The sequence below is a fragment of the Microbacterium sp. LWH7-1.2 genome, assembly GCF_038397755.1.
Classification (GTDB): domain Bacteria; phylum Actinomycetota; class Actinomycetes; order Actinomycetales; family Microbacteriaceae; genus Microbacterium.
Genome location: NZ_CP151637.1, coordinates 3,005,216 through 3,019,603, shown reverse-complemented (window position 1 = coordinate 3,019,603; position 14,388 = coordinate 3,005,216). Strand labels below are relative to the sequence as shown.

The 14,388-nt window shown below is 69.8% G+C and carries 12 protein-coding genes; 3 read left to right on the top strand and 9 right to left on the bottom strand.

Annotated features, from left to right (window positions below):
- Window positions 1-24: 24 nt before the first annotated feature.
- Together MRBLWH7_RS13995 and MRBLWH7_RS13990 are read right to left on the bottom strand one after the other, a co-directional pair.
- Window positions 25-684, bottom strand: a complete 660-nt coding sequence (locus MRBLWH7_RS13995; protein WP_341995481.1) for a hypothetical protein — start codon at window positions 682-684, stop codon at window positions 25-27.
- A 29-nt stretch (window positions 685-713) separates the two neighbouring features.
- The gene (locus MRBLWH7_RS13990; RefSeq protein WP_341995479.1) at window positions 714-1,913 is read right to left on the bottom strand and encodes an acyl-CoA dehydrogenase family protein; all 1,200 of its coding nucleotides are present in this window, start codon (window positions 1,911-1,913) and stop codon (window positions 714-716) included.
- A 206-nt stretch (window positions 1,914-2,119) separates the two neighbouring features.
- On the opposite strand from MRBLWH7_RS13990, the gene MRBLWH7_RS13985 reads away from it, so the two are divergent.
- The 3 genes from MRBLWH7_RS13985 to MRBLWH7_RS13975 all read left to right on the top strand — a co-directional run bounded on the left by MRBLWH7_RS13985 (window position 2,120) and on the right by MRBLWH7_RS13975 (window position 4,749).
- Window positions 2,120-2,755, top strand: a complete 636-nt coding sequence (locus tag MRBLWH7_RS13985; protein WP_341995476.1) for an SGNH/GDSL hydrolase family protein — start codon at window positions 2,120-2,122, stop codon at window positions 2,753-2,755.
- A 93-nt stretch (window positions 2,756-2,848) separates the two neighbouring features.
- Complete coding sequence (locus MRBLWH7_RS13980; RefSeq protein ID WP_341995473.1) at window positions 2,849-4,012, top strand: hypothetical protein; 1,164 nt, start codon at window positions 2,849-2,851, stop codon at window positions 4,010-4,012.
- A 248-nt stretch (window positions 4,013-4,260) separates the two neighbouring features.
- Window positions 4,261-4,749, top strand: a complete 489-nt coding sequence (locus tag MRBLWH7_RS13975; RefSeq protein ID WP_341995469.1) for an FBP domain-containing protein — start codon at window positions 4,261-4,263, stop codon at window positions 4,747-4,749.
- A gap of 26 nt (window positions 4,750-4,775) precedes the next feature.
- On the opposite strand, the gene MRBLWH7_RS13970 is transcribed toward MRBLWH7_RS13975, so the two are convergent.
- The 7 genes from MRBLWH7_RS13970 to MRBLWH7_RS13940 all read right to left on the bottom strand — a co-directional run bounded on the left by MRBLWH7_RS13970 (window position 4,776) and on the right by MRBLWH7_RS13940 (window position 14,287).
- Window positions 4,776-6,584, bottom strand: coding sequence for an SLC13 family permease (locus MRBLWH7_RS13970; RefSeq protein WP_341995466.1), 1,809 nt, complete (start codon window positions 6,582-6,584; stop codon window positions 4,776-4,778).
- A gap of 93 nt (window positions 6,585-6,677) precedes the next feature.
- Window positions 6,678-8,348 (bottom strand): ABC transporter ATP-binding protein, encoded by a 1,671-nt coding sequence (locus tag MRBLWH7_RS13965; RefSeq protein WP_341995463.1) that lies wholly within the window; start codon window positions 8,346-8,348, stop codon window positions 6,678-6,680.
- Window positions 8,348-9,340, bottom strand: coding sequence for an ABC transporter permease (locus MRBLWH7_RS13960; protein WP_341995459.1), 993 nt, complete (start codon window positions 9,338-9,340; stop codon window positions 8,348-8,350). Before MRBLWH7_RS13960 ends, MRBLWH7_RS13965 begins: the two co-directional genes overlap by 1 nt.
- A gap of 1 nt (window position 9,341) precedes the next feature.
- The gene (locus MRBLWH7_RS13955) at window positions 9,342-10,430 is read right to left on the bottom strand and encodes an ABC transporter permease (protein ID WP_341995457.1); all 1,089 of its coding nucleotides are present in this window, start codon (window positions 10,428-10,430) and stop codon (window positions 9,342-9,344) included.
- A gap of 87 nt (window positions 10,431-10,517) precedes the next feature.
- Window positions 10,518-12,155, bottom strand: a complete 1,638-nt coding sequence (locus MRBLWH7_RS13950; protein WP_341995456.1) for an ABC transporter substrate-binding protein — start codon at window positions 12,153-12,155, stop codon at window positions 10,518-10,520.
- Window positions 12,156-12,310: 155 nt separating this feature from the next.
- The gene (locus MRBLWH7_RS13945) at window positions 12,311-12,730 is read right to left on the bottom strand and encodes a DUF779 domain-containing protein (RefSeq protein ID WP_341995453.1); all 420 of its coding nucleotides are present in this window, start codon (window positions 12,728-12,730) and stop codon (window positions 12,311-12,313) included.
- A gap of 6 nt (window positions 12,731-12,736) precedes the next feature.
- A complete protein-coding gene (locus MRBLWH7_RS13940) occupies window positions 12,737-14,287 on the bottom strand; it encodes an aldehyde dehydrogenase family protein (protein ID WP_341995450.1) in 1,551 nt (516 codons plus the stop codon).
- Window positions 14,288-14,388: the final 101 nt, after the last annotated feature.

The window sequence follows — 14,388 nt, the reverse complement described above, 5'->3', positions numbered from 1 at the left end:
CTCGTCATCGCTTCCGGGTGGGCGTCAGGAGGCGAGATCCCACAGCGCCTGCGCGCCGACCACGCCCGACGCCACGGAGATGCCGAGCACGCCGAGCGACAGCATCCAATCCGCCACCGTCGGGGCGACCGGATCGGTGACCGCACCGGGCCGTCGGCCGATGAGGCGCGTCGTCGGGCCCTCGCCGGCCGCGGCGAACGACCGGCCACCTGCGTTGCGCCCGCCCAGGAAGAGCAGCCACGAGTCGGGCTGACGGAGCAGGAGCCAGACCGGCGCCACGCCCATGACGAGGAACAGCAGGCCCACGACGATGCCTGAGATCGAGCCCGTGACCGCGGAGACGAAGAAGGGCACGCTCAGGCCGACGAAGAGGATGGGCCACGCCCAGACCAGGAGGGGAGTGCCGAAGCCTTGGGCGAAGAGGAACCAGACGCCGCCGAAGAGGAGGCCGCCGAAGATGCTGAGCGGCGCGAACAGTGCCACGGCGGCGGGACACTCGACCTCGATGGCGTACGGCCCGCCGCTCGCGCACGACCCGCCGAGCGCCAGGACCGCGTACGAGACGCGGTAGAGCAGCGAGAAGCAGAGCACGAATCCGGCCCACGAGACGAAGGAGCCGAGCACCCGCACCACGGCGGAGTCGCGCCACGCCCACGCCATCGGGGCGAGCGACCTGGACTCCACGCGAGGAGTGTACCGGCGCCCCGCCTTCGTCAGCGGAACGCGCCCAGCCCGGTGAGGTGCTGGCCGAGGATCAGCGTGTGCACCTCGTCGGTGCCCTCGTACGTGCGCACCGACTCGAGGTTCGCGGCGTGGCGGATCGGCGAGTTCTCGAGCAGCACTCCCTCCCCGCCGAGGATCGTGCGGGCCTCGCGTGCGATCTCGATGGCCTCGCGCACGTTGTTGAGCTTGCCGAGCGAGATCTGGGTGGGGGTCAGAGTGCCGGCATCCTTGGCCCGCCCGATCTGCAGTGCGAGCAGGGCGCCCTTCTGCAGCTCGACGACCATGTCGACGAGCTTGCGCTGCGTGAGCTGGAAGCCCGCGATCGGCTGCCCGAACTGCTCGCGCCGCAGCGCGTGACGCAGGGCCGCCTCGTAGCTGTCGCGACCGGCGCCGAGCGCACCCCACACGATGCCGTACCGCGCGTCGTTGAGCGCCGAGAACGGGCCGCGCAGTCCTCGCGCTCCGGGAAGCAGAGCGGATGCCGGCAGCCGCACCTCGTCGAAGTGCAGCGCCGTCTGCACCGACGCCCGCATGGAGCCCTTCGGCTCGAGCACCGTGATCCCGAACCCGGCGGCGTCGGTCGGGACGATGAAGCCGCGGACGCCGTCGTCGGTCTGCGCCCAGACCACCGCGAGCTGGGCGACCGACGCCAGCCCGATCCAGCGCTTCGCGCCCGTGATCACCCAGTCGGCGCCGTCGCGCCGGGCGAACGTCGTCATGCTCGACGGGTCCGATCCTGCACCCGGCTCGGTGAGCCCGAACGCGCCGATGACCTCGCCCGCCGCCATGCCTGGGAGCCACTCCTGCTTCTGCTCCTCACTTCCCCACCGGTGGATCGATCCCATCGCCAGTGAGCCCTGAACCGAGACGAACGTGCGGATTCCCGAATCGCCGGCCTCGAGTTCGAGCGCGGCCAGACCGTATTCGACGGCGCTGCGGCCGGGGCATCCGTACCCCTCCAGCTCCATGCCGAGCACGCCCAGGCGCCCGAGCGCGGGCGCGAGCTCGACGGGGAAGTGCGCGCGGTCGAACCAATCCGCGATGTGGGGGCGCAGCTCGGCGTCGACGAACGCGCGCACCCGTTCGCGCGTCGCGCGCTCGTCGGGGCTCAGCCGGCCGTCGATGCCGAGGATGTCGGATGCCTCGCGCAGCGCGGCGAGATCGTCGGGGTCACGGCGGACATCGGGCACGGCGCCTCCTCGCGTCGAATCGCGCTCTCGCGCTTGTGCGTCGATTCTCCCCGATGCCGGCCGCCCGGTCCGCTCTCGCCTCGTGAGCCCCGCAGGCGATATGGTCGCGGGAACCGCCACTAGGCCTGCGGGTGAGCCGGCCGTCGACCCGCGCGCACGCGATTGTCGATCATGCTGACGGAACACCTCCAACGATGGGACCACGGATGCCTCGCTCGACCAGCCTCGTCTTCGCCGGCGATTCGATCACCGATGCCGGCCGCGACCGCGGCGACGCGGCCTCGCTGGGGGACGGCTACGTCCGGCTCATCGCGGAGGCGCTCGGCGAGGACGCCGTCGTGGTCAACAAGGGCATCGCGGGCGACCGCGCCGTCGACCTCGCCGCGCGCTGGGACGACGTGCTGGCCGCGGAGCCGACCGTGCTCACGGTCTACATCGGGGTCAACGACATGTGGCGCCGCTTCGACAGCGGCGACCCGACCTCCGCCGAGGACTTCGAGGAGACCGTCACCGCTCTGCTCGAAGCGGCACGCGAGGCGGGCGTCGAGCGGTTCCTGCTCGTCGAGCCGTTCTTCGTGCCGGTGAGCGACGGGCAGGACGCGTGGCTCGAGGACCTCGACCCGAAGCGGGCCGCCGTACGTCGCCTCGCCGAGCGGTTCGACGCGACGCTCGTCGAGCTGCACGACAGCGTCGGGGCGGCCGCGGCTGCCCACGGCGCCGGGGCCATCGCGCCCGACGGTGTGCACCCGACGCCGCAGGGCTCGGCCCTCATCGCCGACGCGTGGCTCGCGTCGTACGCCACGGCGCCCGTCGGCGCCGCGACCTCGGCGGTCGCATCCTGACCGACGCGCTGAGCGCTGTGACCGAGCTCGAGCGCGGCGATTGCTCGCCATCCTCTCGTGGCCTCCCCGCCGGACGCCGGTAGCGTGGTCGGGGTGAGTGTTCCTCCGGCAGCGCCCGCTTCGTACCCGTTCGACGCGCGCCCGCTGGTCGAACCGGTGCCTTCCGGCGCCGCGCGCGCATTCGTGCAGGAGCTGCGACGCGCCGGCAGACTCGAGGGCTCGCCCGTGTTCGGGGTGCTCGTCGTGAGCGTCATCGCGTTCGTGGTGGTCGTGCTGTTCGGCTCCGTCACGATCACCCTGGTCACGAGTGCCGTCAGCGCCGCGACCGCCGGGGGCGACGGCGGGGGACTCGCGCTCCTGTTCGGGTTCCTGCCGATCGTCGTCATCGGCATCATCGCGGCCGTCGGGATCACGCTCTTCGTGCGGGGTGCGCGCAGCAACAGCGAGCGCATGTACCGCCTCGACCGCTTCGCGCGAGCGAACGCGATGCAGTACGAGCCCCGGCTCGACGCTCCCGGGCTTCCGGGGATGATCTTCGCCGTCGGCAGCAGCCGCCACTCCAGCGACCTCGTCCGCGGCGACCGCCCGCGCTTCGTGGAGTTCGCCAACTACCGGTACACGACCGGCTCCGGCAAGAACCGGCAGACCCACCACTGGGGCTACGTCGCGGTGAAGCTCGACACGCCGCTGCCTCACATCGTGCTCGACGCGACCAGCAACAACGGCCTGTTCGGCTCGAACCTGCCGCTCACCTTCGACAAGGACCAGCGACTCAGCCTCGAGGGCGACTTCGACGAGTACTTCTCGCTGTACTGCCCCGCCGACTACGAGCGCGACGCACTGTATCTCTTCACGCCCGACATCATGGCGCGCTTCATCGACAACGCGGCCGCGCTCGACGTCGAGATCGTCGACGACTGGCTCTTCCTCTACGCCAAGCGCGACTTCTCCACCCTCGATCCCGCGACCTGGGCGTGGCTCTTCTCCGTCGTCGGCGCGCTGCTCGAGAAGTTCGCGCAGTGGGCGCGGTGGCGCGACGAGCGGCTGGCGGCAGCCGCGGCGGGCGTCGGCACACGCCAGGCGGGCGCAGCATCCGTTCCCTTCACTCCGCCGCTCGATGCCCTGCGCCCCCCGCCCGGTGTCGCCGCGGAAGGCCGTCGCCTGCAGCGCGGCGTGCCGTGGGTGCCGATCATCGTGGGCGGCGTCATGGTGCTGTTCTGGATCTTCACCCAGATCGCCCCGGCGCTCCTGCGCTGAGCACGAGCAGGCGCACCGGCCGACGAGCGTATGCTGTCGGGCGTGCATTCGACGTTCATGACGCCCGGCGGGCGTGAGGGGGTCCTCGGCGCTCCACGCGCCGAGCGGAGGTAGCCGCGCGTGTCGCCGGGCCTCTGGCCTGCTGCGACGCAGCCCGACTCTCCGCGGACCGACCGGTCCGCGGCATCCGGATCTTCGCCGACTCTTCGGCGAGCCCTTCGTGAACTCTGCCCTATGAAAGGGAAATAATGCACGCCTTCACCGAGAAGGACATCCGCGCGTCCTTCGTCAACGCCTCGCTGCGCGAGCGCACCTCCATCGTCGTTCCCGAGCTCGGCCACGTGGGCTGGGACGCGCTCGACTACTTCGGCTGGCGCGACCCGAAGCAGCCGCTCGCCGGCTTCATCGTGGTGCCCGTGGACGACGCGCCCGTCGGCATCCTGCTGCGCCAGACGGAGCAGCGCACCCGCACCCGCGCGCAGTGCTCGTGGTGCGAGGACGTCACCCTGCCCAACGACGTCGTGCTCTTCGGCGCCAAGCGCGCCGGCAAGGCCGGTCGCAACGGCGACACCGTCGGCACCCTGCTGTGCGAGCGGTTCGAGTGCTCGGCCAACGCACGCCGGCCGATGCCGCCGGCGTACCTCGGGTTCGATGTGGTGGCCGCCCGTCGGCGGCGCATCGAGGCGCTGCGCGCGCACGCGGAGGGCTTCGCGCGCGACATCCGCGACAGCGCCTGATCGCTCACCCGCTGCTCCTGCCGCTGCTACAGCGGCAGGAGCAGCGGCACCATCACGACGCTCACGATCAGCACGAGCACGGTGAACGGCACGCCCACCCGCACGAAATCGCCGAAGCGGTAGCGTCCGGGCTCGACGACGAGGGTGTTGACCGGCGACGACACCGGCGTCATGAACGCGGAGGATGCCGCGAGCATCACGATCATCGCGAACGGATACGGCGACGCGCCGAGATGCTCGGCGGCGGTGATCGCGATCGGGGCCATCAGCACGGCCGTCGCGGTGTTGGAGACGAAGAGACCGATGACGGCGGTCATCGTGAAGAGGGCTGCGAGGACGATCGCCGGACCCGCGCCGCCGAAGGCGTTCAAAAGGGCGTCGGCTGCGAGATCGATGCCGCCCGTCACCTGGAGAGCCTGGGCGAACGGCAGCATGCCCGCGATGAGCAGCAGCGTCGGCCAATGGATGGACCGGTAGGCCGACGGCATGTCGATCACGCGGAACAGGCCCATCATCAGCGCGGCGATCAGGCCCGCGATGACATTCGGCACGATGCCGGTCACCATCAGCACGATCATGACGGCGACGCTGAGCAGGGCCAACGGCGCGCGGTCGGCTGCCGGAGCGACCTCGTCGCCCTCGGTCGGCAGGTCCATCGGGGCGAAGTCACGCGCTTCCTCGCGGAACCGGTGGATCTGATTCCAACCGCCGGTGACCAGCAGCGTGTCACCCGGACGCAGCCGGCGGTCGCTGAAGTCCTCGCCCGCGGCGTGCCCCGCATGGCGCACCCCGAGGACGGTCACCTCGTACTCGGTACGGAAGCGCAGTTCACGGATGCTGCGCCCCGACGCCGCCGAGTCGGGGGTGACGATCACCTCCGCCATGCCGACCTGCCGCGCGTACGAGTCGAAGAAGTCGCCCACGACGTCGAGGCGCTCGAGGTCGAGTCGTCGCCGCTCGGCCAGGGACGGCGATATGTCGAGGATGAGGGTGTCGCCCCGCTGCACCACCGTCTCGCCGGCCGTGAGGAGCGCGGTCCCGCGCAGGAAGCGGGTGCGCTCGAGACCCAGCACCGAGCTGAGCGACGGGGCGAGGTCGGCGACGGCGAGGGTCCGGCCGATGAGGGGCGACGCCGCGCCGACACGGTATCGCCCCGTCCTGCTGTCGACCGCATAGTGCGCGAGGAGGCTGCGGAAGGTGCGGCGTTCGCTGCCGGAGGCGCCGTGATCGTCCCCGAGGAGCCGGCGCGCCAGGAGGACGTAGGCGATGCCGAGCGCCAGGATGACGATGCCGAACGGGGTCACGCTGAAGAAGCCGAAGCCCTCGAGGCCCATGCGGCGCAGCTCCGCGTCGACGACGAGGTTCGGCGCCGTCGCGATGAGCGTGAGCATGCCGCTCAGGAGGCCGGCCATGCTGAGCGGCATCATGAGCTGCCGCGGCGAGAGGCCGGTCCGCGCCGCGATGCTGAGCACCACGGGGATGAAGATCGCGACCACGCCCGTCGAGCTCATCACCGCGCCGAGCGCAGCGACCGAGAGCATGAGCAGCACGATGAGTCGCGGGGTGTTCTTCCCGGCCCGGGCGGAGAGCCAGTCGCCGAGGCGGTAGGTGACGCCCGTGCGTGAGAGACCCTCGCCCACGACGAAGAGCGCGGCGATGAGGATCACGTTCGGATCGGCGAAGCCGGCGAGGGTCTCGGGCACGGTCAGCACCCCGGTGAGCGGCAGGGCGACGATCACGAGGACCGCCACGACGTCCATGCGGGGCCGGCCGATCGCGAACAGCACGATCGTGATCGCCAGCAGCGCCAGGACCAGGACCAGCTCGCCGCTCATCGAACCTCCACCGTCGGCCGGGCCCGCCGCATCCGCCCGCTCCGCGCATGCTACCGACGGACCCGCGTGCGGCGCGACGGCGCCGCGGGCGGGTCACTCGTCGCGGGTGGCCTGCCAGACGGCGCGGCGCGCGGCCTGCTCCTCGGGGTCGGGCACCGGGAGCGACGCGATCAGCCGCCGCGTGTAGGCGTCCTGAGGGTCGCCCAGCACGCGGGCTGTCGGGCCGGCCTCGGCGATCGTGCCGTGGTGCAGCACCACGACCTTGTGCGCGAGCATGTCGACGACCGCGAGGTCGTGCGTGATGAACAGCGTCGCGAAGCCGAACTGACTCTGCAGCTCGCCGAACAGCTCGAGCACGCGCGCCTGGACGGACACGTCGAGCGCGCTGGTCGGCTCGTCCGCGATCAGCAGCTTCGGGTTGAGCGCGAGGGCACGCGCGAGCGAGGCGCGCTGGCGCTGGCCCCCGGACAGCTCGTGGGGGTACCGCTCGCCGTACGACTTCGGCAGCTGCACCGCCTCGAGGAGCTCATCGACGTTGGCCTGCACCTCGGCGGCGCCCTTCGCGGCGCCGTGCACGATGAGCGGCTCGGCGACGTTGCGGCCGATGGTCAAGAGCGGGTTGAAGCTCGTCGCCGGGTCCTGGAACACGAAGCCGAGCTCGCTGCGACGGCGACGGAACTCCCGCTCCTTGACGCCGAGCATCTCGGTCCCCAGCACCCGCAGCGAGCCGCCGGCGACCGGCGTGAGGCCTGCGATGGCGCGGCCGATCGTCGTCTTGCCCGAGCCGCTCTCACCCACGAGGCCGAGCACCTCGCCCGGGGCGATCGAGAAGCTCACGCGGTCCACGGCGCGGAACGGCGCCCGGCCGAACCGGCCGCCGTACTCGATGACGAGCTCCTTCGCCTCGACGACGGGGTCGGCCGGGGCCGCGGCCGCGGGGAGCTGCCGGTCGACGATCTCGAGGCGCGGCACCGCGGCCAGGAGCTTCTTCGTGTACTCGTGCTGCGGCGCGGCGAACAGGTCGCGCGCAGTGGCCGTCTCGACGATCCCGCCGTTGAACATCACGGCGACGCGGTCGGCGAGATCGGCCACCACGCCCATGTTGTGCGTGATGAGCGCGATCGCGGTGCCCTCCTGATCGCGGAGCTCCCGCAGCAGCTCGAGGATCTCGGCCTGCACCGTCACATCGAGCGCCGTCGTCGGCTCGTCGGCGATGATGACGGTCGGCTCGAGAGCCAGGGCCATCGCGATGACGATGCGCTGCTTCTGGCCGCCCGAGAACTGGTGCGGGTAGTCGTCGACCCGGCGCTCGGGGTCGGGAATGCCGACCCGGCCCAGCATCTCGATCGCCTTCGCCTTCGCCTCGGCCTTGCTGTAGCTGCCGTGGGCGCGCAGGCCCTCTGCGAGCTGCCAGCCGACCGTATAGACGGGGTTGAGCGCCGTCGACGGCTCCTGGAAGATCATCGCGGCCTTCGAGCCGCGCACCTCGCGGAGCTCCTTCTTGTCCAGGCCGACGATCTCGGTGCCGTCGAGCACGACGGCGCCGTTCATGACCGCGGTCTCAGGCAGGAGCCCGAGGATCGTGCGGGCGGTGACCGTCTTGCCGCTGCCGGACTCGCCGACGATCGCGAGCACCTCGCCGCGGCGGACGTCGAGTGTCACGCCGCGGACGGCATGCACGTCACCGGCGTCGCTGGCGAAGGTGACGGTCAGATCGCGGATGTCGACCGCGAGGTCGTCGGATGCGGGGGCTGCCGAAGCCATCACTCCACCTCTCCCATGAACTCGCGCGATGCGGGCCGGCTCGCGGCGACCGCGTCGGCCGGCGTCTGGTTGGTCGCCCGGCGGCGCGCACGCAGACGCGGGTCGGCGAGGTCGTTGAGGCTCTCGCCGATGAGGGTCATGCCGAGGATCGTCAGGACGATCGCGACGCCCGGCGGGATCGCCGTCCACCAGATGCCGGCGGCGACGTCGCTGATGGAGCGCTGCAGGTCGTAGCCCCACTCGGCGGCGGCCGACGGCTCGATGCCGAAGCCGAGGAAGCCGAGCGCCGCGAGGGTCGCGATCGCCTCCGACGCGTTGAGGGTCACGATGAGCGGCAGAGTGCGCGTCGCGTTGCGGAGCACGTGGACGAACATGATGCGCGACGTCGGCGCGCCGATGACCTTCGCCGACTCGACGAACGCCTCCGCCTTGATGCGCACCACCTCGGCGCGCACGACCCGGAAGTACTGCGGCACGAACACGACGGTGATCGAGATCGCGGCCGCCATGATGCCCGGCCAGAGTCCGGACTGACCGCCGCTGATCGCGATCGCGACGACGATCGCCAGCAGCAGCGTCGGGAAGGCGTAGATCGCGTCGGCGATGACGACGAGCGTACGGTCGACCCACCCACCGAGGTAGCCGGAGACGAGACCGAGCAGGATGCCGACGACTACTGCGAGCAGGAGTGCGACCATGACCACGAGGATCGCGGTCTGGGCGCCCCAGATCGTGCGAGACAGCACGTCGTACCCGCCGACCGTGGTGCCGAGCCAGTGCTCGGCGCTCGGCGGCTGGGTCGAGCCGAAGTTGCCCTGCGCGTCGCGGAGCTGGTTGTAGCTGTACGGCGCGATCCACGGCGCGAAGATCGCGAAGATCAGGAACAGCGCGGTGAGGACGAGACCCGCGATGAGCATGCCGCGCTGGAGGCCGACGCTCTGGCGGAGCTGGTGGAGGACCGGGATCCGGTCGGAGAAGCGGCGCTTGGCCATGTCAGTACCTCACCCTCGGGTCGAGGAACGCGGCTATGACGTCGACGACGAAGTTCGTCACGGCGACGAGGATCGCGATCATGGCGACGATGCCCTGGATCGCGACGAAGTCGCGGGCCTTCAGATACTCGGCGAGCTGGAAACCGATCCCCTGCCACTCGAACGTCGTCTCGGTCAGCACCGCGCCGCCGAGCAGCAGCGCGATCTGCAGGCCGATCACCGTCACGATCGGGATCAGCGCGGGCTTGTACGCGTGACGGCGCACGAGGCGGTACTCGCTCACGCCGCGCGAGCGGGCTGCGTCGATGTAGGGCATGTTGTGCGTGCCGATGACGTTCGTGCGCACCAGACGCAGGAAGATGCTCGCGGTCAACAGGCCCAGCACCATCGACGGGAGGAAGGCGTGCAGGAGCACGTCCTGCACGTAGGCCGGGTTGCCCGAGGCGATCGCATCGATGAGGTAGATGCCCGTGCCACCCTCGCGGTTGAGGGCGATCTCCGTCCGCACGCTGGCCCGGCCGCTGACCGGGAACCAGCCCAGCCACACCGAGAAGACGAGCTTGGCCAGCAGGCCGGAGAAGAACACGGGCGTCGCATAGAAGAGGATCGCGCTGACGCGGAGTCCGGCATCCGTGGCCTTCTCGCGCTTGGCGGCCGCGACCATGCCGAGCGGGATGCCGACGATGAAGGCGATGATGAGCGCGTAGCAGACGAGCTCGAACGTGGCGGCGCCGTAGGTGAGCAGCACCTCGGTGACGGGCTGGTTGTCGGTGATCGTGGTGCCGAAGTTGCCGGTGAACACCTGCCCGATGTACTCGATGTACTGGACGAGAATCGGCCGGTCGTAGCCGGCCTCGTGGATCCGCTCCTGCAGCTGGTCGGCGGGGAGGCGGCCGCCGAGGGCCGCGGTGATCGGATCGCCGGTGAGGCGGATGAGGAAGAAGACCAGCGTCACCAGGATGAGCACGGTCGGGAAGATCAGGAGGAACCGCACCAGGAGGTAACGGCCCAGGGTCCCGCCCGAGGCGGGTCTGCGGCGCGCCAGCATCGCGGGCGGCTGGTCAACGGATGCGGCGATGTCGCTCGTCATCGTGGTGGCCTAACTGTGTGTGCTGCCGGAGGGCGAATGCCGATGGGGCGGCCCGGGTGAGCGGGCCGCCCCATCGATGGATAGGCGTTACTTCGTGAGCGGCGCGAAGCGGAACTTGAACGATGCGTCCAGCGTGACGCCCTCCACACCGGTGCCGGCAACGGCCACCTGGGCACCCTGCAGGAGCGGCACGGTCGAGAGCAGCTCGGCCACGCGCGTCTGGATGTCCTCGATCTCCTGCGTGCGCTTCGCCGGGTCGGTCTCGACGGCCTGCTGGAGGATGAGGTCCTCGGTCTGCTGGTCGCTGAAGTGGTTGCCCAGGAAGTTCTTCGTCAGGAAGAACGGGGTGAGGTAGTTGTCGGCGTCGGAGTAGTCCGGGTACCAGCCCAGCTGGTAGGCGGGGTAGACGTCCGACGTGCGGTCCTTCGAGTACTGCACCCACTCGGTCGACTTCAGGTCGACGGAGAACAGGCCGCTCTCCTCGAGCTGCGACTTCACCAGGGCGTACTCGTCACCCGACGAGGGGCCGTAGTGGTCGGGGCTGTACTGCAGGCTGAGTGCGACGGGCGTCTCGACGCCCGCGGCCTCGAGGGTGGCCTTCGCCTTCTCGGCGTCGGGGCCGCCGGCGCCGTCGCCGTACATCTCCTTGAGGGGCTCGATGGCGCCGGTGAAGCCCTCGGGGACGAACGAGTACAGCGGCGTGTACGTGCCCTTGTAGACCTGCGTCGACAGCGCCTCGCGGTCGACGAGGTGGGCCACGGCCTGACGGACGGCGAGGGCCTTGGCCGCGTCGGCCTCGGGGGTCGTCGCACCGTACGGCTGCGTGTTGAAGTTGAAGACGATGTAGCGGATCTCGCCGCCGGGGCCGTTGACGATCTGGACGTCCTCGTTCTTGCTGAGGTCCTCGACGTCGGTGGACGACAGCGCGCGGTACGCCACGTCGATGTCGCCTTCCTGCACGGCGAGCTTCAGGTTCGACGACTCGGCGAAGTAGCTGAGGATCACGGCGCTGTTGACCGGCGCGTCGAGCAGGCCCTGGTAGTTCTCGTTCGGGGAGAACTCGACGGTCTTGTTGAAGTCCCACGACGTGATCGCGTACGGGCCGCCGAAGGCGTTGGCGTCGACGATGTCCTGGTCGGGCGTGACCGCGTCCGCCGAGAACACCTCGTCGTCGACGATGGCGCCCGGGAAGCTGGTGAGGATGTACGGGAAGACCTGGTCGTTCGCGGTCTTGAGGTGGAACACGACCGTCGTGTCGTCGGGAGTCTCGACGCTGTCGAGGTTGTAGAGCAGGCTCGACGCGCCGTTCGGGTCGGCGATCTTGATGTTGCGGTCGAACGAGAACTTGACGTCGGAGGACGTCAGGTCGTTGCCGTTCGCCCACTTGAGGCCCTCGGGCAGCGTCACGGTGTACTCGGTCGGCGACGTGAACTCGGCCGACTCGGCGAGGTCGGGGACGACCTCGGTGCTGTTGTAGTCGGTGTTGAGGAGGTACGGGAAGACCTGCGTCTGAACGGCGAGCGAGCCGTTGTCGTACGAGCCGGCCGGGTCGAGCGTGGTGACCTTGTCGGTGGTGCCGACGATGATGGGCTCGCCCGAGGCGCCGCCGTCGTCGTCGTTTCCGCCGCCACCACCGCCGGCGCAGCCGGCGAGGAGGAGTGCCGAGGCGCCGAAGGCGCCGATCGCGAGGCCGAAGCGGCCACGCGTGCTGTGATGCAGTGACATGTAGTGCTACCTCTGCGTAGTGGTGTCAGTCGCGTCTGATGGTCGCGGCCAGAGGCTATCTTCGCCCCGCGGAGGCGTTACGGCAATCCAGTAAACGATTCGTAACCAGAACGAAACCCGTCCGCGATCGAGCCGGATGCGCTTTCGACGCCCGTTCAGCTGGGCGAAGTGCGCCCTGACACCTCCGGTCCAAGGCCGAAATGCACGAGCTCCGAATCGTCGAGCATGCGGCTGCGGATGATGAACCGGTTGCCCGTCGGACCCTCCACGCTGAACCCCGCACCCCGTCCGGGCACCACGTCGATCGTGAGGTGCGTGTACTTCCAGTACTCGAACTGAGCCTCGGAGATGAAGACCTCGACGGGATCGTCGAGACCCGCGTCGAGGTTGCCGAGCTTCACGTCCGAGGGTCCGGTCAGGAACATCCCCACCGGGTAGCACATGGGTGCGCTGCCGTCGCAGCAACCACCGGACTGGTGGAACATGAGCGTGCCGTGCTGAGCCGTGAGCAGCCGCACCAGGGCGGCCGCGGCATCCGTCACGGCCACCCTGCTGCAGTGCTTCGTGTGTGTCATGTCAGCTCAGAAGAAGCCCATGGCTCCATCGGCGTACGACACCAGCAGATTCTTCGTCTGCTGGTAGTGGTCGAGCATCTTGAGGTGGTTCTCGCGACCGATGCCGGACTGCTTGTACCCGCCGAACGCCGCATGCGCGGGGTACTGGTGGTACGTGTTCGTCCAGACGCGACCCGCCTCGATCGCACGGCCGGCGCGGTATGCGGTGTCGCCGGAGCGGCTCCAGACGCCGGCGCCGAGCCCGTACAGCGTGTCGTTGGCGATCGAGATGGCGTCGTCGAAGTCGTCGAACGACGTGACCGAGACGACCGGCCCGAAGATCTCCTCCTGGAAGATGCGCATGTCGTTCGTGCCCTCGAAGACGGTCGGCGCCACGTAGTAGCCGCCGGACAGCTCGCCGCCGAGGTCGACGCGCTCACCGCCCGTGAGCAGCTTCGCCCCGCCCGCCTTGCCGATCTCGATGTACGACAGGATCTTCTCGAGCTGGTCGTTCGATGCCTGCGCCCCGATCATCGTCGCCGGGTCGAGCGGATTGCCCTGCACGATCTTGCCGACGCGGCCGAGGGCGTCGCCGAGGAACCCGTCGTAGATCGAGCGCTGGATGAGCGCACGCGAGGGGCACGTGCAGACCTCGCCCTGGTTGAGGGCGAAGAGAGTGAATCCCTCGAGCGCCTTGTCGTAGTAGGCGTCGTCGGTGGAGCGCGCGACATCTTCGAAGAACACGTTGGCGCTCTTGCCACCGAGCTCGAGCGTCACCGGGATGAGGTTCTGCGACGCATACTGCATGATGAGGCGGCCGGTCGTGGTCTCGCCCGTGAATGCGACCTTCCGGATGCGCTTGTGCTGCGCCAGCGGCGCGCCGGCCTCGATGCCGAAGCCGTTGACGATGTTGACCACGCCGGCCGGCAGCAGGTCGCCGATGATCTCGAAGAGGAAGAGGATCGACGCCGGCGTCTGCTCCGCGGGCTTCAGCACCACGCAGTTGCCCGCGGCGAGTGCCGGGGCGAGCTTCCACGTGGCCATGAGGATCGGGAAGTTCCACGGGATGATCTGCCCCACCACCCCCAGCGGCTCGTGGAAGTGGTACGCCACCGTGTCCTCGTCGAGCTGGCTGAGCGAGCCCTCCTGGCCCCTCAGCACGCCCGCGAAGTACCGGAAGTGGTCGACGGCGAGCGGGATGTCGGCAGCCAGCGTCTCGCGGACGGGCTTGCCGTTCTCCCACGTCTCGGCGACGGCGATCCGCTCGAGATTCTGCTCGATGCGGTCGGCGATCTTGTTGAGGATGACCGCGCGCTCGGCGGGCGTCGTGCGCTTCCACGACTCGAACGCCTTCCACGCGACATCCACCGCCCGGTCGACGTCTTCCACGGTGCCGCGGCCGACCTCGGTGAAGGGCTTGCCGGTGACGGGCGTGATGTTCTCGAAGTACTGCCCCTTGATCGGCTCGACGAACTCACCGCCGATGTAGTGGCCGTAGCGGGGCCGGTAGTCGGCGATCGATCCTCGCTGCCCGGGTGCGGCGTAGACGCTCGAGACGCCCTCTTCCACGATGGTCATTGCTGGTCTCCTTCGACGCGTTCCGCGACGGTCGTCGTCGCGATGTGTCGAAGGTAGGCCGGGCGACGTTGCATGATGTTGCGACCGCGTCCAGGGCGTTT

Coding starts and splice junctions, on each gene's coding strand:
- MRBLWH7_RS13985 (WP_341995476.1), top strand. CDS start 2,120: ATGCCTCGCTCGACCAGCCTCGTCTTCGCCGGCGATTCGATCACCGAT.
- MRBLWH7_RS13975 (WP_341995469.1), top strand. CDS start 4,261: ATGCACGCCTTCACCGAGAAGGACATCCGCGCGTCCTTCGTCAACGCC.
- MRBLWH7_RS13970 (WP_341995466.1), bottom strand. CDS start 6,584: ATGAGCGGCGAGCTGGTCCTGGTCCTGGCGCTGCTGGCGATCACGATC.
- MRBLWH7_RS13965 (WP_341995463.1), bottom strand. CDS start 8,348: ATGGCTTCGGCAGCCCCCGCATCCGACGACCTCGCGGTCGACATCCGC.
- MRBLWH7_RS13960 (WP_341995459.1), bottom strand. CDS start 9,340: ATGGCCAAGCGCCGCTTCTCCGACCGGATCCCGGTCCTCCACCAGCTC.
- MRBLWH7_RS13955 (WP_341995457.1), bottom strand. CDS start 10,430: ATGACGAGCGACATCGCCGCATCCGTTGACCAGCCGCCCGCGATGCTG.
- MRBLWH7_RS13950 (WP_341995456.1), bottom strand. CDS start 12,155: ATGTCACTGCATCACAGCACGCGTGGCCGCTTCGGCCTCGCGATCGGC.
- MRBLWH7_RS13945 (WP_341995453.1), bottom strand. CDS start 12,730: ATGACACACACGAAGCACTGCAGCAGGGTGGCCGTGACGGATGCCGCG.
- MRBLWH7_RS13940 (WP_341995450.1), bottom strand. CDS start 14,287: ATGACCATCGTGGAAGAGGGCGTCTCGAGCGTCTACGCCGCACCCGGG.